The sequence below is a fragment of the Alloyangia pacifica genome, assembly GCF_003111685.1.
In the GTDB taxonomy this organism is placed as follows: domain Bacteria; phylum Pseudomonadota; class Alphaproteobacteria; order Rhodobacterales; family Rhodobacteraceae; genus Salipiger; species Salipiger pacificus_A.
Genome location: NZ_CP022189.1, coordinates 1282913 through 1304365, shown reverse-complemented (window position 1 = coordinate 1304365; position 21453 = coordinate 1282913). Strand labels below are relative to the sequence as shown.

Sequence of the window (21453 nt, the reverse complement as noted above, 5' to 3'; positions counted from 1 at the left end):
TGATCAGTCCCCGTCGCCCGAATTGAAGCCCGGCTGGATGCCGAGCCGCGTGCCGATCTCGAGCTCCAACGCATCGCTCAGGGCGCGCACCTGCTGCTGGAGGATCTCCACATGCAGGCGCTCCGTCGGGTCGTCGACCTTCTGGAAGCTCGGATCTTCGACCCGCTGCGCCAGCTCGTACAGCCGCTCAAGCGCCGCCTTGCTCTGCGGAAGCTCCCAATCAGCCAGCGCGGCAGCCATGTCGTAGGCGCCCTGCGAATCCTGCAGCACATTGCGCAGGCTGCGGCCCGAGCGCCAGGCCTCGGCGCGGGTCGGGCGCGGCCGCTCGAAGGTGCCGAGGGGCCTTCCAAGGCGGGTGTCGGCGGTGAACTCGAGCCCGGTAAGGATCTGCGTGTAGAGCGCCCGGATCGCTTCGTCCTCGGCCATGTAGGTGGCGTTGCCCTCCTGCCCGGCGGTGCGCAGCACGTCGGCGAACTGCCCCTCCCAGCCGGCATCCAGAGACGCAGCCTGCCGGGCCAGATCGCGGGTCATGGTCTGCACCAGCGTGCAGGCATAGCTGCCCTTCTCGTAGTCCGAGAACTCCGGATCGTAGAGCATATACTCCAGCGGGTAGAGCCCGCGCGCGGCGATCGAGACATCGCCGTAGGCCACCGGATCGCGGCCGATCTCTTCCTCGCCCGCGATCAGCCGCTTCAGCGTCTTGGGGGTGAAGCCGCGGCTGTCGGGCCAGAAGGCCACGGGCAGGGCCCCAGTCTCGGAAGGGCCGATGTGGATATCGGCCACCGCGTTCCACATGTCGAAGGCATGCATCCAGGGGTCCTGCAGCGACGCGGCGGTGCAATCGGCCTGCGCCGCACCGGCGAGCGTTTCGGTGGCCTGCGCGAAGCCGGCGAAGGCGGGCAGGATATGCGCGCTCAGGGCCTCGGGCACACCGGCTCCGGCAGGGGCGGCAAGCGGCGCGGCAAGGGGCACCGCCAGAAGGGCGGCGCAAAGGGTCAGGCAGATCTTCATTCACAAACTCTCCAGATACCGGATCAGCGCCGCGCGGTCCGCCGGCACCATGGAAACCACCTTGCCACGCTGCGTTTCGGCCTCGCCGCCATGCCAAAGGATCGCCTCCAGCAGGCTGCGGGCCCGTCCGTCGTGCAGATAGGTGGTGTGGCCGCTCACCCGCTGGGTGAGGCCGATGCCCCAGAGCGGCGCGGTGCGCCATTCGCGCCCCGTGGCGCGGCCCTCGGGGCGATGGTCCGCCAACCCCTCGCCCATGTCATGCAGCAGCATGTCGGAATAGGGCCAGATAAGCTGGAAGCTCTGCTCGGGCTGAGCGTCGAGCCTGTGGGTGACGAATTTCGGGGTGTGACAGGCGGGGCAGCCGGTCTCGTAGAAGACGCGCTTGCCCTCCAGCACTTGCGGGTCGTCCACGTCGCGCCGCGCCGGCACGCCGAGGTTGCGGCTGTAGAAGGTGACCAGCTCAAGCGCCGTGTTATCCGCCTCGAAGCCGCCGCGCTCGGGATCGTCGCCCCCCGGCGCCGCGCGGCAGGCGGTCTGTGCGGCGGTGCAATCGCCCCACTTGTCGGGATGCAGCGGTGTCGAGATGCCGATGTCGCCGGCAAAGGCTGCCGAGGATTGCTCGCGGATCGTCGCCATCCCCGCCTTGTGACCAAAGCGCCCAAGCATGGGGGCATCGTGCTCCAGCGACCAGACAATCGCGGCTCGGCCGGAAATGCCATCGCCATCCGCGTCCTCGGGGTCGGCCAGCGCGAGGATGTCCCGCGCCGGGATCGCCTCGAGCAGGCCGAGGCCGATCATCTGCGGCGCGACGCGCGGGCTGAGCATGGCGCCTTCGCCGAGCGGGCCATAGGCGAGATCACCCGCCGCGTAGCTGGGCACCCGCAGCGAGGCGCTCTCGCCGCCCGAAAGCGGCACCGGGCGTTCCTCGTAGCTCACCTCGAAGCGGGCCTCGCCGCCCTGCCCGACGGTGGCGAAATCCTGAATCTGGTTGCCGTAGACCGGGTCGGGGTCAGTGGCGATCCACTCGGCGATCCGCGGCATCTCGGCACCGGGATCGGCGGGCACCGAGACCCGCAGGAAGATCGACACCGCGCCGTCGTCCGGCCCCGCGGGCGGATGGCCGCGCCCGTCCTTCAAGTGGCAGTTCTGGCAGCCGCGCGCGTTGTAGAGCGGCCCCAGCCCGTCCGAGGCGCGGGTCGACGAGGGCGAGGACACCCAGAGCTTGCGAAAGAGCCCGTTGCCCACCTTGAACTCGAGCTCGCGGTCGAACTCCATGTTGCCCGAGGGCTGCGAAAAGGCCTCGGCACTGCGCAAAGGGCGCACGGTGGCCGCCCCTGCGGGCAGTTCCTCGAACTGCTCGGGGGCCGAGAAGTCCTGCGCCCAGGCGGTCACCGCGGCGATGCGCTTGGTCTCGTCCTCGGTGCGGGGAAGGATGTGAAGATGCAGGTCCTGCAGCCCGGGCGCTGTCCCGTCAGCGGGTGAGCCCTCGGCAACAAGGGACGCGCCGCCCGCGAGGACGGCGCAGAGCGCGAGGCTACTCGGCTTCGTCCATCTTGGACGCGTTGAGAAGCGCATAGCGTTCTTCTCCGAGCTTTTCGTAGAGGTCCAACTGTGTCTCGAGGAAGTCGATATGCCCTTCCTCGTCCATCAGCAACTCCTCGAAGAGTTTCATCGTGACGTAGTCGCCGGCGGAATTGCAGTACTCGCGGGCTTCCTTGTAGAGCGCGCGGGCTTCTTGCTCGGCGGCGAGATCGGCCTCGAGCGTCTCCTTGGGAGTCTGGCCGATGCGCAGCGGGTCGAGCTTCTGCAGGTTCGGGTGACCGCCGAGGAAGATGATCCGGGTGATCAGCTTGTCCGCATGGTGCATCTCCTCGATGCTTTCCTCGCGGCTCTTCTTGGCCATGTGGCCAAGACCCCAGTCCTCCTGCAGCCGGTAGTGCAGCCAGTACTGGCTGACCGCGGTGAGTTCAGAACGCAGTGCCTTGTTGAGGTACTCGATGACTTTCTCGTCGCCCTTCATAAGCGCCTTCCTGTGTTGATCTGCCTCCGCGCAGGTTGCGCAGGTGCATGGGTACCTCCAGATTGTCGTTGCGTCGCATGGTTTGCAAGAACAGCGGCATGCACCCCCCGCAATCGGCAGCTTTACCCAAGGCGTGGTAAATTTTTCCGGGCGTGATGATCGTCTGCGGGTCGGAGTGCCGCATCCAGTCGATCGCCGCATGTATGTCGCGATCCGAGATACCCATGCAGTGGCAGACGATCATCGTTCCGGTCCTTTTTACTGGAAGACGGAGGTGGGGCTGTCGAGGCTGTCGGACCCTTCGAACTCGATGCCCTCGAGCGCCAGAGAGGTGACGATGCGCTCAATGGTCCGGGTCTGGTCGATAAGACCGTTGACGCCGCCCATGATCAGCGCCTCGCCCTTCTCGTTGCCCGCCTCGAGCATCTGGTCATAGGCAAAGCCCTCTTCTTCGGCAGCGGTCTTGATCGCACCGAGCGCGGTCATCGTGGCGTCGAGCTTGGCCTTCATCTCGGCATCGAGATCCGGCGATGTCTCGGACACCAGATCGCTCAGCGACGCGCCCTCGACGGTGCTGCCGTCGACGCGGGTGTAGCTGCCGAGATAGACGTTCTGGATGCCCTTGCCGTCGTAGAAGTGCGAGTTGTGGGTGTTGTCCGAGAAGCAGTCATGCTCTTCCTCGGGGTCGTTGAGCATCAGCCCGAGGCGCATGCGCTCGCCCGCCTGCTCGCCGTAGGAAAGCGAGCCCATGCCGGTCAGCATCGCCACGATGCCCGCGTCGGCATCGGCGCTGACCTCTTCGCGCGCCGCGCCGCCCTCGGCCCAGTTCGCCGCCATTTCCTCGAGGTCCGAGACCAGCAGCTGGGTGACAGACGTGAGATAGGCCGCGCGGCGGTCGCAGTTGCCGCCGGTGCAGTCATCACCGACGACGTAATCGGTATAGGGACGATCCCCAGCGCCCGCCTCGGTGCCGTTGAGGTCCTGCCCCCAGAGCAGGAACTCGATGGCATGATAGCCGCGCGCCACGTTGGTCTCGATGCCGTCCGCCTCGTTCAGCGTGTCGGCGATCAGCTCGGGCGTGATCAGCGAGGCGTCGACTTCCTGACCCGCCAGCTCCAGCGTCGGGTTGGCAATCACATTGGAGGCCGCGAAGGGGTTCTCGTCCGAGGCGCCGCCGTAGCTTTCGTCCACGTAGTCGATCAGACCCTCGTCCAGCGGCCAAGCGTTCACCTTGCCTTCCCACGCGTCGACGATCGGGTTGCCAAAGCGGAAGACCTCGGTCTGCTGGTAGGGGTTGCGCGCAGCCAGCCAGGCCTCGCGCGCGCCCGCCAGCGTGTCCTCGGACGGCGCGGCGATCAGTGCGGCTACCGCGTCCTGCAGCGCCTTGGCGGTGCTCAGGCTGTCCTCGTAACCGGCCTGCGCGATGTTCGCGTAGGTCTCGATGACGGCGGCCTTGTCGGTCGCGGCCAGCGCCGGAGCGGCGATGGTCAGCGCGAGTGCGGATGTGGTCAGGAATTTCATCTAGGTCTGTCCCCTCGTGGCTTTATTATTGGTGTTGCGGCTGGCGGCGACGTCTTACTTGGTCAGGATCAGCTTGCCGGCCTTGGTGATGCGGAGCGTGTAGACCTGCCCATCGAGTTCGATCTCGGCAAGGTTGCCGCTCTCGGTCAGCAGGCGCGCATCGTGACGCGGAATTACAGGTTGTGCTACGTCGGTTTTGAACCGGTCAATCATCATTGTCTCACTCCTCGTGCGGAACGCGCCTGCGGCTCGTCGCGCGAATTTTCCACGCGGTCGAGAAGCGCCTCGAGCGCCCCCTCCGCCGGCCAGAAGGCACCGAAGACCATGGCGAGAAGGTCGGCCCGCGCCCCGCAGGCCTCGGCCGTGGTCGAATACCCGATCTCGTGCTTCACGACGGCCCCTTCTCTTCCAGTGGCTTCGACTGTCGGCTCCCCCGGGCACCGGATCGTAATCGGCACGAGGTGGCTTGCTTGCCGACAAAACTGAGCAAATAGATCGGGTTTGTCAATCCGACAAATTTCGTCGGACATCACAAGTTCAGAAGCCCCGGCGAAATTCCACCCTGTTCGCGTTGCGGTCGCCGATGAGATGCGCAATCACTTGCGCAAAGGGGACATCATGGCCGACTTCCGCTTCATCCACGCCTCCGACCTTCACTTGGGCCGGCGCTTCGCCGCCATGCCCGAGGAGATCCGTCCGCATCTTGCCGAGGCACGCCACGGCGCGATCCCGCGGCTCGCGGGCGCCGCCCGCGCGGCGGGCGCAGCGCATGTGCTGATCGCCGGGGATCTCTTCGACACGCCCACCCCGAGCCCGCGGGTGCTCGTGCAGGCGCTCCATGCCTTCGGAGCCGAGGAAGACCTCACCTGGTGGGTGCTGCCCGGCAACCACGACAGCCTCGGGGCCGAGGCACTCTGGTCCGAGGTCGCCGCCCGCGCCCCCGCCAACCTGCGCCTGCTGGACACAGCCGAACCGATCGAGATGGCGCCCGGCGCCTGGCTGCTGCCCGCGCCCCTGCCGCGCAAGTTCCCGGGCTACGATCTCACCGCCTGGATGCCCGACGCCGAGACGCCCGAAGGCGCGCTGCGCATCGGTCTCGCGCATGGCGCCGTGCGCAGCTTCGACGAGGACGACGCCCGCGCCTCCGAGGTGATTCCGCCCGACCGGGCCGAGAGCGCCCGTCTCGACTACCTCGCGCTCGGCGACTGGCATGGGCAGATCGCCCTCGGCCCGCGCACCCGTTACTCCGGCACGCCCGAGCGCGACGGCTTCCGTCACGAGGGCCGCGGCGCCTGCCTTTCGATCACCCTCACCAGCCCCGGCGAGCCTCCCCGGATCGACTCCATCGAGACCGGTCTCTACCACTGGCAGGACATCGCCCTGCCGCTGCTGCCCGTTCAGGACGCGACTCAGGCCCTGCACGACGCCCTGCCCGAGGGCCGTGCGGCCCGCCGCGACCACCTGCTGCGCCTGCGCGCCGAGGGTCGCACCACGCTCGCCGGGCGCGCTGCTCTGGAAGAGGCCGCCCGCGAGGTCGCCCCCGACTTCGGCTATTTCGAGCTCGACACGACCGCGCTTGGCACCGAGCACGAGCTGTCGGACCTTGATGCCATCGACCGCGCCGGAGCGCTGCGCATCGCCGCCGAGCGGCTGGCCGCGGCGGCCGACGACACCGACGACGCCGCGCGCGAGCGCGCCGTCGCCTCCGCAGCGCTCAACCGCCTCTACGGGCTGCTGCAGGAGGGCAAGGCATGAAGCTGCTTTCGGTCACCCTCTCGGACGTCCGCCGCTTTGCCCGCCCGGTGACGGTGCAGGGCTTCGGCCCAGGTCTCAACGTGCTGTCCGCGCCCAACGAGGACGGCAAATCCACGCTCTTCGATGCGCTGCAGGCACTGTTCTTTGTCCCCCACCGCAGCCGCGCCAAGGAAGTCTCCGCGCTGCGCCCGCACGCCGGCGGCGCGCCCATGGTCTCTGCCGAGATCGAGGATGACGGCCGCCGCTACCGGCTCACCAAGCGCTGGCTCTCGCGCCCCATGGCCGAGGTCCACGAGGGCACCCGCCTCGTCGCCAAGGGCGAGGCAGCGGAAGAGTGGCTCTCGGCCCTCACCCAATCGCCCGAGGACGGGGGCCCCGCAGGGCTGCTCTGGGTGCGGCAAGGGCTCGTGGCGCTCGACCAGGGCGAGAGGCGCGAGCAGGACCATGCCCACAAGGCCCGGCGCGACCTTCTCTCCTCGGTTGCGGGCGAGGTCGAGGCGCTGACCGGCGGCCGCCGGATGGATCGCGCGCTGGCTCAGACCGAGGCCGCGCTTGCCGAGCTGGTCACCGCCTCGGGCAAACCCAAGGCGGGCGGGCCGCTGAAGGCCGCCGAGGACGAGGTGGCGGAGCTGAGCGCCCGGCGCGACACGCTGACCGACACTGCACAGGCGCTGGAGCAGGCCATCGCCGACCGCCGCCGGCTGCGCAGCGAGCTTTCCGAGCTGCAGGACCCCGAGGCGCAGGCCGCCCGCGAGGCGCGGCTCACCGAGGCGCGCGCCGCCGCCGAGACCGCCCGCGCCTTTGCCGAGCGCCAGAAACGCGCCGCCGAACAGGTCGCCGCGCTCGAGGCGCGCCGCGACGCCGCCGCCGAGAGAGCCGTGGCGCTGACCCTCGCCCGCGCCGCCGTCGCCGAGGCCGAGACCCGGCTTGCGGGGCTTGTCGAGACAGAGGCAGAGGCCAGCGCGACCGCCACCGCCGCGAAGACAAAGCTGGCCGAGGCGACCACCACCCGCGACGCCGCCCGCGACGCGCAGCGCGCCGCGCAGAAGGATCAGGCCGCCGCGCAGGAGGCGGCGCAGCAGGCGCGGGTCAAGGCCGAGCGCTCGGCGCTGGAAAAGCGCCTGACCGAAGCGCGCACCCTGGCGCAGGCCGAGCAGGCCGCAAACACCGCCGCGCTGCGCGGCCCGGACACAGCAGCGATGGAGTCGCTCGACCGCGCGCTGACCGAACTGCGCGTACAGGAGGAACTCCACGCCCGCACCGCCCCCAAGCTGCGGCTTGACTACGCCCCCGGCGCTGCCGAGGTGCTGCTCGACGGCACGCCCCTGCCCGATGCCAGCGAGCGCCCCCTCGATGGCCCCGCAACGCTCGAGTTGCCCGGCATCGGCCGCCTGTCGCTCGATCCCGGCGCCGCAGCGCAGAGCGGCGCGCTGGACATCGCGCGCGAGGCCCTGGCAGCCGCACTCGCCGCCACAGGCTGCGACAGTCCCGAGGGCGCGCGCGAGGCAGCCCGTGCCCGCCGCAGGGCGCAAGCCCAGCGGCAGGAAACCCGCGCCGCGCTGCGCGGCGTGGCGCCAGAGGGGCTGCGGGCGCTGGAGAATGCTCTCGCCGCCCTGCCCGCCCCGCGCGAGATCGTCGGCGCGCCCGATCCCGAGAGCGCCGCAGAGGCGCTGCGCCGGGCCGAAGACGCGCTCGCCGCCGCCGAGACCGCCTTCGAGAGCGCCCGGGGCCGCGACGAACAGGCCCGGCTCGCCGAGATCCGCGCCCTCACCACGCGCGAGGCCGCCGCCACGCGCCTCGCCGAACTGCGCGAGACGCTCCCCGAGGACCCCGATACCGCCGCCACCGCGCTCGCCGAGGCGCAGGCCGAGGTCGAGTCCGCGCTCGCGACCGCCCGCGATGCGCTCGCGGCTCTGCAGGGCGAGGCCCCAGACCTGACCAGTGCCGAGGCCACGCTGACCCGGGCGCAGGCGGTGCTTGACCAGGCCGCGAAACGCCAGCGCGAGCTTTCCGAACGCAAGGCGGCGCTCGACACCGAGATCACCCTGCGCGCCGGCGAAGGCGTCGAGGAAGAGCTTGCCGCCACCGAGGAAGCCCTGAGCAAGGCCAGCGAGCGGGCGGCGCGCTACGGCTTCGAGCGCGACACGCTGGTGCTGCTGAAGGAGACGCTGGAAACCGCCCGCTCGGAGGCGCGCGAGCATTACTTCGAGCCGGTCACCCGCGAGCTTGCGCCGCTGCTGCGCCTGCTCTGGCCCGAGGCCGAGCTGGTCTTCGATGAGGACAGCGCCCTGCCGCGTGCGCTGTTGCGCGGCGGTCAGGAGGAGCCAATGGAAGTGCTCTCGGGCGGAACCCGTGAGCAGATCGCGCTGCTGGTCCGGCTGGCCTTTGCGCGGCTCCTGGCCCGCGGCGGGCGGCATGCCCCGGTGATCCTCGACGATGCGCTGGTCTATACCGACGACACGCGCATCGAGCGGATGTTCGACGCGCTGCACCGGCAGGCGGGCGATCTTCAGATCCTCGTGCTCACCTGCCGCCAGCGCGCCTTCCGCGATCTTGGCGGGCAGATGCTGAGCTACGAAAGCGGGGAGCTTCCCGAAGAAGCGCGCTAGGCCGTCAGGGTCAGGCGGCCGCGCGCTGCAGCGCCTCGCGCAGGAAGTCGAACTGGTCTTGCCCGTAGTAGCGCTTGCCGTGCAGCAGGTAGGTGGGCGAGCCGAAAATCTGCTTGGAGATGGCGTCGTCGGTCACCGCCTCGGCTTCGTCCCGCACCTCTTCGGTTTGCGCCAATGCGAGGATTCGCGCTGCCGGAAGGTCGATGGATTCAAAGGCCTCTTGCAGATCGCCCGGGTCTGCGATGTTGCGGTGCTCGGCCCAGACCCCGCGCAGACAGGCAAAGGTCACGGCGTCCTGATCCAGCCCCAATCGCCCGGCGGCAAGGATGCAGCGGCATGCCAGCCGCGGGTCGGTCGGCCAACTCGGCGGCATGGCGGCCATGCGCAATCCCCGGATCGCCGCCCAGCGGGCCTGATCCTCGATCCGGTAGCTGCGGCGCGGGTCGGAGTGGTCGTAGGGCGGCGTCACCCCGGCGGCCTCGTAGACACGCGCCACCTCCATCGGCAGGAAACGCACCTTCGCTCCGCACCGCCGCGCGATCCCCATCAACTCCTGGTGGCCGAGGTAGGCATAGCCCGACATCGGTGCAAAGAAGTAGTCGATCACGGGAGACAGGCTCATTCGGGACTCCGGGATGGCTTGGTGGGCAGCATCAATGCGATCACGCCCGGCGGGGATCTCGGCTGGCAGGGCCGCGCGGGGCCGGACACTCTGTGTCAATGAGGCCAAATGCCGGCGAAACGGTCAACGCTGCTGCCTCATAACGGGCCGGTGACGCGCTCAAGACACCGCGACTGCCCAAGGCGAGCGGCAAGATCCCGCCAAGAGAGGCCCGCGAAAGCCCGCATTCTCCGCAGTTTTGAAACGTGTTGAGCGCGGCCCTGACCAGCCCTATCCGAGGTCCTCGGAGGGCAGCGCCGCAAGCGCCTTGCGCAATGCGGCAACGCGCTCGGCGACCTCCGGGCTGTGCTGCCCGGCGCGGTCAGACCAGGCGCTGAAGCGGTCGAGCAGCGGCAGGAAGAGCGCGATCTCCTCGGCGCTCCAGTCCCTCAGGAAGCTGCCCAGCACGAGGAACTTGTAGGCCCGCACCGCAGAGACGATCTCGGCACCCGGCGGGGTCAGCTCGAGCACCGAGCGGCGGGCATCCTGCTGGCTCACCGCGCGGCGGATCAGCCCCATGCGGATAAGCTCCGAGGCGATACGGCTGGCGCGAGAGGGATCGATCCGCAGCCGCGCGGCGACAGTCGACACCATGGTCTCGGCATCCTCCGCACAGGCAGAGGCATCATCAAACTCTCCCTCGGGAGCACGCACCGCGAGCAGGACGTCGAGCTGCGCAAGGTCGATGGACAGCCCGAGATCGACCAGCGCACGCTCGCCAAGCTCGCGCTTCATCACCCGCCGCCGCCACTTCTGCAGCGCCACGTCGATCTCGATCGCCGCCTGCGCCGAGGTATCGTCTATCCCCGCCTGCCGCAGGTGGTCCCGGATTCTCGCGTCCTTGTCCGGCATGGTGGCGCGCTCCAAATTACGTGCTGTTGACATGTATATGCCTTCGGCACATATATGCCCTCAGCAATCATTTTTCGCAAGGTGCCCTCGTGACTCGCCCGACAGTCGATCGTGCGCGCCCTGCCCGCCCTGCCATGCCGCCGGGCCATCCAGCCCTTAGGAGCCCCGCTCATGAGTGACCGCGCCGATCCCGTTGATCTGTCCGAGCCCGGCGCCGCCCCCGCCACGCACGATCCGGCCGTGGTGCGACTTGCGCTGATCGCGGTGGCGGCGACGCTGCTCTTCGCCTCGCTGGGCCAGACCATCGTGTCGACCGCCATGCCGATCATGGTCGCCGACCTTGGCGGCATGGAACATATCACCTGGGTGATCACCGCCTACCTGATGGCCTCGACCATCGGCGCGCCCATCGCCGGCAAGCTTTCGGATCTCTACGGCCGCAAGGCGGTGCTGCAGAGCGCCATCGGCGTCTTCCTTGCCGGCGCCGTGCTCTGCGGCTTTGCCACGGGCATGGGGATGATCATCGCCGGGCGCCTGATCCAGGGCGCGGGCGCAGGCGCCCTGATCGTGACCTCGATGGCCGTGGTCGGTGATCTGTTGCCCGCGCGCCAGCGCGGCCAGGCGCAGGGGCTGATGGGCGCGGCCTTTGGGGTGTCGACCGTGATCGGCCCGCTGCTTGGCGGCTTCATCGTGCAGCACTGGTCATGGCACTGGATCTTTTTCGTCAACTTCCCCGTCGGCGCGCTCGCCTTCGTGGTGCTGGGCATGGCCCTGCCGTCGCGCACGGACCGCAGCCGCAAATCGGTGGATTACGCAGGCGCCGTGCTGCTGGCGACGATCCTTGCCTCGGCAGTGCTGATCTCGAACATGGGCGGCAGCGTGCTGGCATGGAGTCACCCCGGCGTGCTGGCGCTGGCCGCGCTCGGCCTTGCCGCGCTTGCGGGCTTCGTGCTGGTCGAGCGGCGCGCGCCCGAGCCGATCCTGCCGCTGTCGCTGTTCCGGAACAACGCCTTCGTGACGGTAAACTCCATGGGCTTTCTCATCGGCATGGCGATGTTCGGGACGATCACCTTCCTGCCGCTCTTCCTCCAGGTGGCCAAGGGCATCTCGCCGACGCAGTCCGGCCTGTTCCTCGTGCCGATGATGGGCGGGCTGCTGGGCGGCTCGATCGGCGCCGGTCGGATCATGTCGAAGCGCGGCACGTACAAGGTGATGCCGATCCTGTCGACCGCGCTGCTCTGCCTGTCGATGCTGGCGCTCACACGGCTGTCGGGCGACACGCCGCTCTGGCTGCTGGCGCTCAACATGGCGGGCGTGGGGCTCGGCCTCGGCCCGGTGTTCAGCGTCGGCGTCACGGCGATCCAAAATTCGGTGCCGCGCAGCATGATCGGCGTCGGCACCGCCAGCGCCAACATGTTCCGGCTGATCGGCGGTTCGATCGGCACCGCGGGCTTCGGCGCGATCTTTGGCCTCGGCCTCGCGCGCAACCTCGAGGGGCAGCTGCCCGAAGGCATGGGCGACGGCATCCGCAGCATGAGCGCCGAGATGGTCCACGCGCTGCCCGCGGCGCAGCAGCAGGCGATCATCGAGGGCTTCAGCGCCGCCCTGCACCCGGTGTTCTTCATCGCGGCGGCCGGGGCGGCACTGGCCTGCGCAGTGGGATTCCTGCTGAAGGAGCGCCCGCTCGAGGACTGACGCGCCGAAGCCCGCGCGGCCCCAAGTCAGGAGGCAAGGCCCGCGGCCTGCCCACTGGCGTCATCTTCCGTATCCGCAGACCACGGCTCGTCGGGCGCGGTGCTCTCCAGCCGCGAGCGCAGGTAGTCCACCGCCCGAACCGGCGGGTAGACCGGCGCCCCGGTGCCGGGAAGCGCCGCGATCAGACTCTCGGGATTGGGATCGAGGAAGAAGGCCACCGAGTGGCGCGGACGGACCGGCGGCAGAACGCGGTGGGTTGTCGAGACATAGATGTCATTGGTCCAGCGCATCAGGCAGTCGCCGATATTGACGATGAGCGCACCCGGCAGCTGCGGCACATCCATCCAGTGCCCACCTCGGGGGCGCACCTGCAGCCCCGGCTCGCCGTCGGTCGCGAGCAGGGTCAACGCACCGTAATCGGTGTGGGCCGAGGCCCCGCGCTCGTCCGCGGCCCCGGTGCCGGGCGGATAGCGCAGCAGCCGCAGCGTCGCCATCGGTTCGCTGAAATGCGGCGAGAAGAAATCCAGCGGCACCCCGAGGTCCATCGCCACCGCCTCGTGCAGCTTCGCCCCCAGCGCCCACATCTCGGCGTAATACTCCAGCATCGAGTCGCGGAAATCCGGCACCGCCGGCCAGAGGTTCGCCCCCCGGAAGGGTTCCTTTGCGAGCACCCGCGGGTCGTCGGGCGCCAGTTCGAGCCCGATGTTGAAGGCCTCCTTGCGGTCGGGATGATCCGCCCCGTCCTGTTGCTCGGAGCCGACGCGCGCCCAGCCCCGGTTGCGCGGATTGCCCTCGATCGACAGCGGCAGCTTGGCGGACTCGGGCAAAGCGAAGAAGGCGGCTGAGGCGGCAAAGACCCGCGCGAGCAGCTCCGGCGAGATCGGCGGGTTGGCCAGCAGAAAGAAGCCATCCTCGCGGCAGGCCTGCCCGAGTGCGAAGGCAAATCCCTCGGGATCGTCGCTGAGATCTTCGAAATCGAGGACGGGGATCATCGCCGCTCTCCCTCCGTGGACCGAGCCACCCGGTGGCCTCAGGTCGCGGTCCGGGCAGGTTCCGACAATTCTCCACCTTCCGAAGGGCTTCGCAAGCGGTTTGGCTCGCACGGTTGCGCGGATTTGTGCCAACTCACCCGGACCGGGCCGAGCAATCGGGCCAAACGCCCGCGATGCGCCGCCTGGATGGGCTCAACCGCGTCCCCGGCGGAGGAGCTGCGCCAAGCGGCCGTTCGGCGCTGGCAGGAAGCAGCAGGTCAGCACGAAACGAAACGGATCGATGACCATCATGGCACGTGTCCCCGGGGTTGAAGCGCCGAGGCGTCCCCTTGCCCCGACACCCGCAGGATGCCCCGGCGGCATCACGGATTCGTGACGCCCAAATGACGGTACGGTGACGCTGCAACCCGTTGGAAAGACAGCCCCGAAAGGGCTTTTGCAAGGTGCTTCGAAGGACGCCGTCAGTGCCCCTTGATGAGCACCGCGCGGAAGTCGTTGACATTGGTGCCGGTCGGCCCCGGCGCAAAGAGATCGCCGATCATGTCGAAAGCCCCCCAGGCGTCGTTGCGCGAGAGCGCCGCCATGGCATCTCCCCCCGCCGCGCGCAGCCGTGCCGCGCTGCTGCCATCGGCAAAGGCCCCGGCATTTTCCTCTGTGCCGTCGATCCCGTCGGTGTCGGCGGCAAGCGCGTGGATGCCCTCCACCCCGTCGATGGCATGGGCAAAGGCGAGCAGAAACTCGGTGTTGCGCCCGCCGCGCCCGCCCTTGCCGCGCAGGGTCACCGTCGTCTCGCCGCCCGAGAGCATCACCACCGGCGCGGCAAAGGGCCGGTTTCGCGTCGCCACCTCTCGCGCCATCGCCGCATGCACCCGTCCCACGTCGCGCGCCTCGCCCTCCATGGCGTCCGACAGGATCACCGCCGGCAGGCCCGCCGCCTCGGCCTTCGCAGCGGCGGCTTCCAGCGACAGCCGGGCCGAGGCGACAACCTTCACCTCGTTGCGGGCAAAGACGGGATCGTCCGGCCGCGGCGCGGCAGCGGCCGCGCTGCGGATATGCGCAAGGACGTTGTCGGGCAGCGCGATGTTCCAGGCCTCGATCATCGCCAAAGCCGCGGCCCCGTCCACCGCGTCGGGCACCGTCGGACCCGAGGCCACCTGCGCGGGATCGTCCCCCGGCACATCCGAGACGATGAGGCTCACCACCCTTGCCGGGGCGCAGGCGGCTGCCAGCCGCCCGCCCTTGATCCGGCTCGCGTGCTTGCGGATGGCGTTCATCACCCCGATCGGAGCCCCCGAGGCCAAGAGCGCCTCGTTCAGTGCCTGCTCGTCGGCCAGCGTCAGACCCTCGGGCGGCGCGGGCAGCAGCGCCGAGCCGCCGCCACAGACAAGCGCGACGACCAAATCCGCCTCGGTCAGCCCCTCGACCGCCTTGAAGAGCGCCGCGCTCGCCTCGAGCCCGGCCGCGTCGGGCACCGGGTGGGCGGCCTCCATGACCCTGAGCTGCGCGCAGGGCACGGCATACCCGTAGCGGGTCACAACAACCCCCTCGATCGGACCGTCCCAGAGCATCTCGAAGGCGCGCGCGAGCTGCGCCGCGCCCTTGCCGAGGCCAATCACGACGGTGCGCCCCTCGGGCTTCTCGGGAAGCGCGGCGCGCAAGGCCTGCTCGGGATCCGCGGCAGCCACCGCGGCTTCGAAGAGCCCGGTCAGAAAGGTCTTTTCGTCAGTCACTCGGGGGTCCTCCTCCGCGCGTGGTCCGTGTCGCTCCAGGCGCGCAATTCGATGTGCCGAGCCCGGGCCAGACCGTTGTGGCCCAGGTCGAGCGCAATCTCCAGCCCCGCCACCGCCCCGTCCGAGGCGGCGACATGCGCCTGCACCGCGCCCAACAGCCCGGCCAGCGCCTCCGCCTGCCCCGCGCCGAGGCCAAGCTGCGCGGCCAGATCGCGGCAGGCGCGCGGGGAAAGCGGCAGGAGGCCCGCGGCGCGCGCACCCGCGGGGGTCACCAGCTCGGCGAGATAGCCAAAGCCCGGATCGGCACTCAGCCCAAGATGCATCGGCGCGACGCCGGGCTCACCGAGCTGCAGTTCAAGACCGAAAAGCGCCCCGACCGCCGCGCCGCCCGTCACCACCGGGGGCTCCGCCCCCGGGCGCGGCAACAGCAAAGCCTCGCCTCCGGGTGCCAGACGGCCCGCCTCGATCGCGGCGCGCAAGGCCTCGATCGACGGGCTCAGCCCGGCCAGCGGGATCACCCCCGCCTTCAGCAGCTCGAGCGCGCGCGCCTCGGTCATCTCGGCCCGGTTCGGCGCCAGCAGCGCCAGCGGCATGCCGACATGCTCGCGCGCCAGCGCCGCGGCCTGCGCCGCCCGGGTCCAGCCCCCCTCGCCGACATGGCGGATCACCGCCAGAGAGAGCACCGCGTCGCCCAGCATCATCTCGGTAAAGACCCGGGCCAGCGCCACGGCATCGCCATCGGTCAGCCCGGCGCAGTCGAGCGGATTGTCCACGGCGCGGCCCGGAGGCAGCGCGCGGGCCAGTCCCTCGCGCTGCCGCGGCCCCAGCGGCGCAAAGCACAGCCCCTGCGCGGCGGCGAGCCGTTTCGCCCAGTCCACCAGCCCCGGACCGCAGGCCATGGCGGCCAGCGCATTGGCGGGCAGCGGGCCGACCAGATGCAGGATCCACAGGGCCTCGACCAGCGCCGCGGGCCCCTCGACATGCGCGATCCCGGCGCGCTGCAGCAGCGCCACCGGCCCCGGCCCCAGCCTCCGGCTCCAGTAAATCACCGCCTTGCCGTGCTGGCGCGCAAGCCGGCCAAGCTCGAGGCAGTCCGGCGGCGCTGGCGGGCCGTCCGCCTGGATCGCCAGCACCGTCACCCGCTCGTCCGCCAGAAGTTGCGCGGCCAGCGGCAGCAGCCCCGGCCCCGCGGCCCCGCCCAAAGGAACCGCACAGGCCAGCGGAAGGCCGTGCCGCAGCGACAGAAACCGTGCGAGGCGCCCGGTCTCCGACAGGAGCAGCGCCGGGCCGCGCGCGCTCGGCCGAATGGCCTCCACGCCGGGCCAGAGCGGCAGGCGGCTCAAGGCCGAGAGCAGGCCCCCCGCAAAGACCGGCAGAGGCAATGGGTCGAGGTCGGCAAGCTCGGCAAGGCCCGCGGCGTCGAGATGCGGGCAGACGGCGCCCCCGGCTCCGCGCTCCGCGAGGGCCTCCAGCGCCGCGCGCAGCGCCGCGCCCCGCAGCCCCACATAGGCAAGATCGGGGGCTCCCGGCAAAGCCGCGATGCCGGCCACCGAGGCAAGGCCCGCCACGGCCGTCCCTGTTTCGGTCACCGGCCAGAGATCCCACGCGTATCCGAAGGCGCGCAGCGCCCCGATCACCGCCGACAGCTCGTCGGCGGGGCCAATCATCGCGATGGACCGCGGCGAGAGGCTGCGGGACAGGGCTTCGGACATGATACAGACACCGGCTTCTACTCGGGAAGTGTCACCCGAAACCTTGGCAAATTGCGAGAAAAATCCGGGTTTTACCGCCGCAATCCCGGCGTGGCGCGCAGCATTGCAGCGCCCGACGCTGGCCGAGGCCGCCTCAGCCCGCGCCCATCCGCGATAGATCGTAGCCGTACCAGTCGAGAATCTCGCGCGCCGCCGCTCTGCGCTCACCGGGAGCGCCGCGGCGATCCATGATCCAGACCCGGCCGCCGCCCGGCTCGCCCAGGGCAGCCGTGCGGTTGTCGGCGTCGATCCAGTGGACCCAGAGAACCTCCTGCCCGACCCGAAGACGCCCCGGCATCTCCTCGGTCAGCGGCAGCGCGACCCCGTCGATGCGCAGCTCGGAGCCGTTGATCTCGATCCGCGCCCCCGCGGGCATGCCGGCGCCTTCGGTCACCGTCCAATCCCCCTGCAACCGGGCCAGACCGGCATCGGCCTGCGAGCCCACGGGCGCCGTCGGATTGCGCAGCGGTATCGCCACCGCCGCGGGTGGCGCCTTGGCCGCGCAGGCGCCCAGCAGCGCCAACGCCAGCAGCGCCGCGAGGGAATTTGAAACACGATGGATGCGCATACCCGACACACTCCCGAAACCTCGGGCGCAGCCTGTCGCAGCGGCAGCCGCAGGGCAAGCGGTCGGGCGGCCTGCGGCGGAAATCAGCCCCGGAACCCGGTGGCGACGACAAATTTCTCCGACGAATCCGAACGGCTCGCCGGCGGCTTCACGTTGGCGACCTTGTCGAAACGCTGCTTGAGGATTTGCTGCAACGAGCCCTCGGCCCCGCCCGCCAGCACCTTGGCGACGAAGGTGCCGCCCTCCTCGAGCACATCGAAGGCAAGATAGGCCGCCGCCTCGCAGAGCGCGATGATCCGCAGGTGGTCGGTCTGCTTGTGTCCCGAAGAGGACGCCGCCATGTCGGACATGACCACGTCGGCCTTGCCGCCGAGCCACTCCTTGACCTTGTCGTCGGCGCCATCCTCCATGAAGTCGAGCTGGTGAATCTCGGCCCCGGCAATCGGCGTGACCTCCTGCAGGTCAACCCCGAGCACGGTGCCCACCGCCTTGCCCGCCTTCTCGCCGAGCGCGTTGACCCGCGGCACCGCCACCTGGCACCAGCCGCCGGGGGCGCAGCCGAGATCCACCACCCGCGCGCCGGGAACGAGGAAACGGTATTTCTCGTCAAGCTCAAGGATCTTGAAGGCGGCGCGGCCCCGATAACCCTCGGTCTGGGCGCGCTTCACGTAGGGATCGTTGAGCTGCCGCTGCAGCCAGCGGGTCGAGCTGAGCTTGCGCCCGCGCGCCGACTTCACCTTGACCTTCAGATCGCGCTGGCCACGTCCCGAAGTGTTCTTTCCGTCCGGTTTCTTCGCCATCGTCCCGCTCTTCTTGCAGCCAAACTTATCGTCCGGGGTCGTTTCTACAGATATTTTCCCGGCCCGCGTATCCCGGGAGTGTCTGCCACGGGCAGACGGGGGCAGCGCCCCCTTTTCCGGGCATGGACCACGAAGTCAAGCCGCTCCTATAGCGGCCCGTCCTCCAGAACACCATCCACCGACATCTGCGCGTAGAGCAGCCCCTCGCGCAGCCCCCTGTCAGCCACCGACAGCCGGTCGGTCGGCCAGATCCGCAAGAGCGCCTGCAGGATCGCCGCGCCGGACATGATCAGCGCCTGCCTGTCATGGCCGATCCGCGGGTCGCGCCGCCGCCCCGCCGGACCCATCTCGAGGTACTTGCCGATCACCGCCTCTATCTGGTCCGAGGACATGCGCAGCCCGTCCACCTTGGTCCGGTCGTAGCGCCGCAGCCCCAGGTGCGAGGCCGCCACGGTGGTCACCGTGCCCGAGGTGCCGATGATCTGGAAGCCCTCGCGGCTCTGCGCATCCTTGTAGGGCGCGAATTCCGAAAGGTTCTCCTCAAAGAACCAGCTCATCAACGCGTAACGCGCAGCGTCGTCCTGCACATCGTTGAACTGGTCGCGCAGCGTCGCCACCCCCAGCGGCACCGAGATCCAGTCGACCACCTTGGCGGCGGGAAACGGGCTTTCCGGCGGATGGAATCCTGAATGGAGCCGCATGATGGCGCGCGGCCGGTCGCGGTTGGGCACCGACGACAGGTCGATCCACACCAGCTCGGTCGAGCCGCCACCGATGTCCACCACCAGAAGCTGCTCGGTGCGGGTCGAGACCAGCGGCGCGCAAGAGATCACCGCGAGACGGGCTTCCTCCTCGGGCTGGATGATCTCCATCTCGAGGCCGGTCTCGCGCTTGATCTGGCGGATGAAGTCGCGGGAGTTCTTTGCCCTCCGGCAGGCCTCGGTCGCGACCAACCGCATGCGCACCACCTCGTGGCGGCGGATTTTCTGCTGGCAGACCCGCAGCGCGGCGACGGTGCGCGCCATCGAGGCACGCGACAGCCGTCCGCTCCGCTCGAGGCCATGCCCGAGCTGGACGGATTTGGAAAACGAGTCGATCACATGGAACTGGCTGCCCTTTGGCTGGGCAATCAGCATGCGACAACTGTTGGTCCCCAGATCCAGCGCCGCATAGAGCGCATTCGGATCGGGTTTGTTCGGCGCGGGGCTCTCGACCGGTTTCGGGAAAGCGCCCGCACCTCTGGGACGCCTTGGCGCCATGTTCTGCGCCTTTCCGTATATCTAGTTGCGCTCAGGATACGCGGCGCAAGGAGGCGGCGCAAGAGAACCTTCCGCCCGGTTTGAACGGTCTGTCGAAGCGGGCGTTCACATATTCGTTCGCGGGGACAAGAGGCGGGACGCGCGCGGCACCGGCGGCCCGCGCGGAATTGTCCTGCGTCGCTCCCGGCCCTCATGCCGTCGAAAACCGACCGCGGCGCCGGGCGCGCGCATCCTAGACTGATGGCAACAGGCCTTGCGGACCCCGGCGGTATGACCGAAATCACCCTCCTCTACTGGCGCGACATCCCTGCGCAGGTGATCGTCGGCTCCGGTCGCCGCGCGGCAAAATGCGTGCTGCCCGCCCGTTTCGAGGCCGCCATCGACCGCGCTGCCATGCGCAGCGGCGCAAAGGGAACCGACTCCTACCTGTCGGCCTGGCGCCGCGGCCCGGCACCGCCGCAGCAGGGCGACGCACAGCAGATCGCCGCGGCGCTCGCTGCCCGGCTGGACAAGGACTTCGGCCCCGAGCGTCTCGCCACGCTGGTCGATCAGGACGGCTGGGCAGATCGCCCGACCGAGGGGAAAGGACCCAGATGACGCTGCTGAACTTCCGTCGCCGACGCCCCTCCGCCCCGCAGCTGCCACCCTCGGCGCTCGAGGGCTACTCGATCGAGGTCATGCCGCGCACCGCGGCGCAGATCGGCGACTTCCGCGCCCTGCTGCCCGAATCCACCCGCATCTACATCGCCCATATCGACGGTACCCCGATCGACGAGATGGTGGCCACCGCCGCCCGTCTCGTCGCCGAGGGCTTCAGCGTCATGCCGCATTTCCCGGCCCGCTCGATCCCCGATGCCGCCACGCTCCAGGACTGGATCGCCCGCTACCAGGGCGAAGCCGGGATCAACGAGGGTCTGATCCTCGCCGGCGGCATCCCCGCGCCGCGCGGCGACTTTCACGCCTCCATGCAACTGCTCGAGACCGGGCTCTTCGACCGCGCCGGCTTCACCCGGCTGCACGTCGCCGGCCACCCGGAGGGCAACCGCGACATCGATCCCGACGGCTCCGACCGCACGGTGATGCAGGCACTGCGCTGGAAACAGGCCTTCGCGGAGCGCACGGATGCGCAGATGGGGCTGGTGACGCAATTCGCCTTCGACCCTGCCCCGGTGCTGGACTGGGCGCGCCGTCTGCGCGCCGAGACCATCTCGCTTCCCGTCCATCTCGGCATCGCCGGGCCTGCCAAGCTGCAGACGCTGATCCGCTTCGCCGTCACCTGCGGCGTCGGACCCTCGATGAAGGTGCTGCAGAAGCGCGCCCGCGACGTCAGCAAGCTGCTGCTGCCCTACGAGCCCACCGACTTCGTCGCCGAGATCGCCCGCGCCTGTGCCGCCGAGCCCGACCTGCCTATCGCGCGGTTGCATCTCTTCCCGCTCGGGGGCATCCCTGCTGCGACGGACTGGGCCGCCCGCCACGGCGGCGCCGCCGCGCAGCCGGCCGCACGCGCCGTCTGAGGGGCCTGTCCGCCGAGCCACATAACGCGCAAGGGACAGGCATGATCAAGGCACTCCTCTTCGACCTCGACGGCACGCTGCTTCACTCGGACCCGCTGCATTTCGAGGTCTTCGCCGATCTCTACGCCGAACGCGGGCGCGAGCTGACAGAGGCGGGGTACCTGTCGGACATCCACGGGCGGCACAATCTCGAGAGTTTCCCCGAGATCTTCCCCGGCGAGGATGCCCACGCCCTGTCAGACCTCAAGGAGGCCCGCTTCCGTGACCGGCTTGTGGCCGGCCATGCGCCGATGCCCGGGGCAGAGGCGCTGCTGGATCACGCGCAGGCACGGGGCTGGCGCATCGCCGTGGTCACCAACGCGCCGCGCGCCAACGCCGAGGTGATGCTGGACGCCATCGGGCTGCGGGACCGGATCGAGCTTCTGGTGATCGGCGACGAATGCCGCCGCGCCAAGCCCGACCCCGAGCCCTATATCGCCGCCATGCGCACCTTCGACGTGGCTCCCCGCGCCTGCATCGCCTTCGAGGACAGCCCCTCGGGCATGCGCGCCGCTGCCGCCTCGGGCGCGCACACGGTCGGGATCCGCTCGTCGGGCCTGAGCGTCTCGCAGCTGCGGGACGCCGGGGCGCAGACCGTCATCACCGATTACACCGACCCCGCGCTCGCCGAGCTGCTGACCAGGCTGGAATAGGACACATCCAAGGGAGGAGAGCC

The 21453-nt window shown here is 69.8% G+C and carries 21 protein-coding genes; 6 read left to right on the top strand and 15 right to left on the bottom strand.

What is annotated here, in order from left to right; all coding sequences use genetic code 11:
* Positions 1-3: 3 nt before the first annotated feature.
* Genes CEW88_RS06270 through CEW88_RS06240 form a run of 7 tightly spaced genes read right to left on the bottom strand, consistent with a single transcriptional unit; the run spans position 4 to position 4944 of the window.
* On the bottom strand, positions 4-1011 hold the full coding sequence (locus CEW88_RS06270; RefSeq protein ID WP_108965188.1) for an imelysin family protein: 1008 nt from the start codon (positions 1009-1011) through the stop codon (positions 4-6).
* Positions 1012-2586 (bottom strand): di-heme oxidoreductase family protein, encoded by a 1575-nt coding sequence (locus CEW88_RS06265; RefSeq protein WP_108965187.1) that lies wholly within the window; start codon positions 2584-2586, stop codon positions 1012-1014. It lies immediately after the preceding gene.
* Positions 2546-3031 carry a bacterioferritin gene (bfr, locus tag CEW88_RS06260; RefSeq protein ID WP_108965186.1) on the bottom strand — a complete coding sequence of 162 codons (486 nt, stop codon included), beginning with the start codon at positions 3029-3031 and terminating at the stop codon, positions 2546-2548. The genes CEW88_RS06265 and bfr overlap by 41 nt, the downstream gene beginning before the upstream one ends.
* On the bottom strand, positions 2979-3275 hold the full coding sequence (locus CEW88_RS06255) for a (2Fe-2S)-binding protein (protein ID WP_108965185.1): 297 nt from the start codon (positions 3273-3275) through the stop codon (positions 2979-2981). Before CEW88_RS06255 ends, bfr begins: the two co-directional genes overlap by 53 nt.
* A 14-nt stretch (positions 3276-3289) precedes the next feature.
* Positions 3290-4552, bottom strand: coding sequence for an imelysin family protein (locus CEW88_RS06250; protein WP_108965184.1), 1263 nt, complete (start codon positions 4550-4552; stop codon positions 3290-3292).
* A 54-nt stretch (positions 4553-4606) separates the two neighbouring features.
* A complete protein-coding gene (gene hemP, locus CEW88_RS06245; protein ID WP_370457288.1) occupies positions 4607-4765 on the bottom strand; it encodes a hemin uptake protein HemP in 159 nt (52 codons plus the stop codon).
* Entirely contained in the window at positions 4765-4944 is a 180-nt protein-coding gene (locus tag CEW88_RS06240; RefSeq protein WP_108965182.1) for a hypothetical protein, read from the bottom strand. Before CEW88_RS06240 ends, hemP begins: the two co-directional genes overlap by 1 nt.
* Before the next feature lie 226 nt (positions 4945-5170).
* Between CEW88_RS06240 and CEW88_RS06235 the strand changes: the two genes are divergently transcribed.
* Complete coding sequence (locus tag CEW88_RS06235) at positions 5171-6307, top strand: metallophosphoesterase family protein (protein WP_108965181.1); 1137 nt, start codon at positions 5171-5173, stop codon at positions 6305-6307.
* Positions 6304-8916: an AAA family ATPase gene (locus CEW88_RS06230; protein ID WP_108965180.1), complete on the top strand. Its 2613-nt coding sequence runs from the start codon at positions 6304-6306 to the stop codon at positions 8914-8916. The genes CEW88_RS06235 and CEW88_RS06230 overlap by 4 nt, the downstream gene beginning before the upstream one ends.
* 10 nt (positions 8917-8926) lie before the next feature.
* Here the strand turns inward: CEW88_RS06230 and CEW88_RS06225 are convergent, their stop codons facing one another.
* Positions 8927-9538 carry a 2-hydroxychromene-2-carboxylate isomerase gene (locus tag CEW88_RS06225; protein WP_254694454.1) on the bottom strand — a complete coding sequence of 204 codons (612 nt, stop codon included), beginning with the start codon at positions 9536-9538 and terminating at the stop codon, positions 8927-8929.
* A 270-nt stretch (positions 9539-9808) separates the two neighbouring features.
* Positions 9809-10429, bottom strand: a complete 621-nt coding sequence (locus CEW88_RS06220; RefSeq protein ID WP_254694453.1) for a MarR family winged helix-turn-helix transcriptional regulator — start codon at positions 10427-10429, stop codon at positions 9809-9811.
* Between the two features lie 171 nt (positions 10430-10600).
* Between CEW88_RS06220 and CEW88_RS06215 the strand changes: the two genes are divergently transcribed.
* The gene (locus CEW88_RS06215; protein ID WP_108965178.1) at positions 10601-12124 is read left to right on the top strand and encodes an MDR family MFS transporter; all 1524 of its coding nucleotides are present in this window, start codon (positions 10601-10603) and stop codon (positions 12122-12124) included.
* 26 nt (positions 12125-12150) lie between these two features.
* On the opposite strand, the gene CEW88_RS06210 is transcribed toward CEW88_RS06215, so the two are convergent.
* The 6 genes from CEW88_RS06210 to CEW88_RS06185 all read right to left on the bottom strand — a co-directional run bounded on the left by CEW88_RS06210 (position 12151) and on the right by CEW88_RS06185 (position 19224).
* A complete protein-coding gene (locus CEW88_RS06210) occupies positions 12151-13116 on the bottom strand; it encodes an isopenicillin N synthase family dioxygenase (RefSeq protein ID WP_108965177.1) in 966 nt (321 codons plus the stop codon).
* 461 nt (positions 13117-13577) lie between these two features.
* Entirely contained in the window at positions 13578-14846 is a 1269-nt protein-coding gene (locus tag CEW88_RS06205) for a glycerate kinase type-2 family protein (RefSeq protein ID WP_108965176.1), read from the bottom strand.
* Positions 14843-16558, bottom strand: coding sequence for a hypothetical protein (locus tag CEW88_RS06200; RefSeq protein WP_108965175.1), 1716 nt, complete (start codon positions 16556-16558; stop codon positions 14843-14845). The genes CEW88_RS06205 and CEW88_RS06200 overlap by 4 nt, the downstream gene beginning before the upstream one ends.
* Positions 16559-16691: 133 nt before the next feature.
* A complete protein-coding gene (locus CEW88_RS06195; protein ID WP_108965174.1) occupies positions 16692-17165 on the bottom strand; it encodes a lipocalin in 474 nt (157 codons plus the stop codon).
* An 83-nt stretch (positions 17166-17248) separates the two neighbouring features.
* Positions 17249-17965, bottom strand: a complete 717-nt coding sequence (locus tag CEW88_RS06190) for an RlmE family RNA methyltransferase (protein WP_108965173.1) — start codon at positions 17963-17965, stop codon at positions 17249-17251.
* Positions 17966-18111: 146 nt separating this feature from the next.
* Positions 18112-19224 (bottom strand): Ppx/GppA phosphatase family protein, encoded by a 1113-nt coding sequence (locus CEW88_RS06185; RefSeq protein WP_108965172.1) that lies wholly within the window; start codon positions 19222-19224, stop codon positions 18112-18114.
* A gap of 270 nt (positions 19225-19494) precedes the next feature.
* Between CEW88_RS06185 and CEW88_RS06180 the strand changes: the two genes are divergently transcribed.
* From CEW88_RS06180 to CEW88_RS06170, 3 genes are read left to right on the top strand one after another with little or no spacing between them, the layout of a single operon-like run.
* The gene (locus CEW88_RS06180; protein WP_108965171.1) at positions 19495-19821 is read left to right on the top strand and encodes a virulence factor; all 327 of its coding nucleotides are present in this window, start codon (positions 19495-19497) and stop codon (positions 19819-19821) included.
* Positions 19818-20738, top strand: a complete 921-nt coding sequence (locus CEW88_RS06175) for a 5,10-methylenetetrahydrofolate reductase (protein WP_108965170.1) — start codon at positions 19818-19820, stop codon at positions 20736-20738. Before CEW88_RS06180 ends, CEW88_RS06175 begins: the two co-directional genes overlap by 4 nt.
* Before the next feature lie 41 nt (positions 20739-20779).
* Positions 20780-21430, top strand: a complete 651-nt coding sequence (locus CEW88_RS06170) for an HAD family hydrolase (protein ID WP_108965169.1) — start codon at positions 20780-20782, stop codon at positions 21428-21430.
* Positions 21431-21453 lie beyond the last annotated feature (23 nt).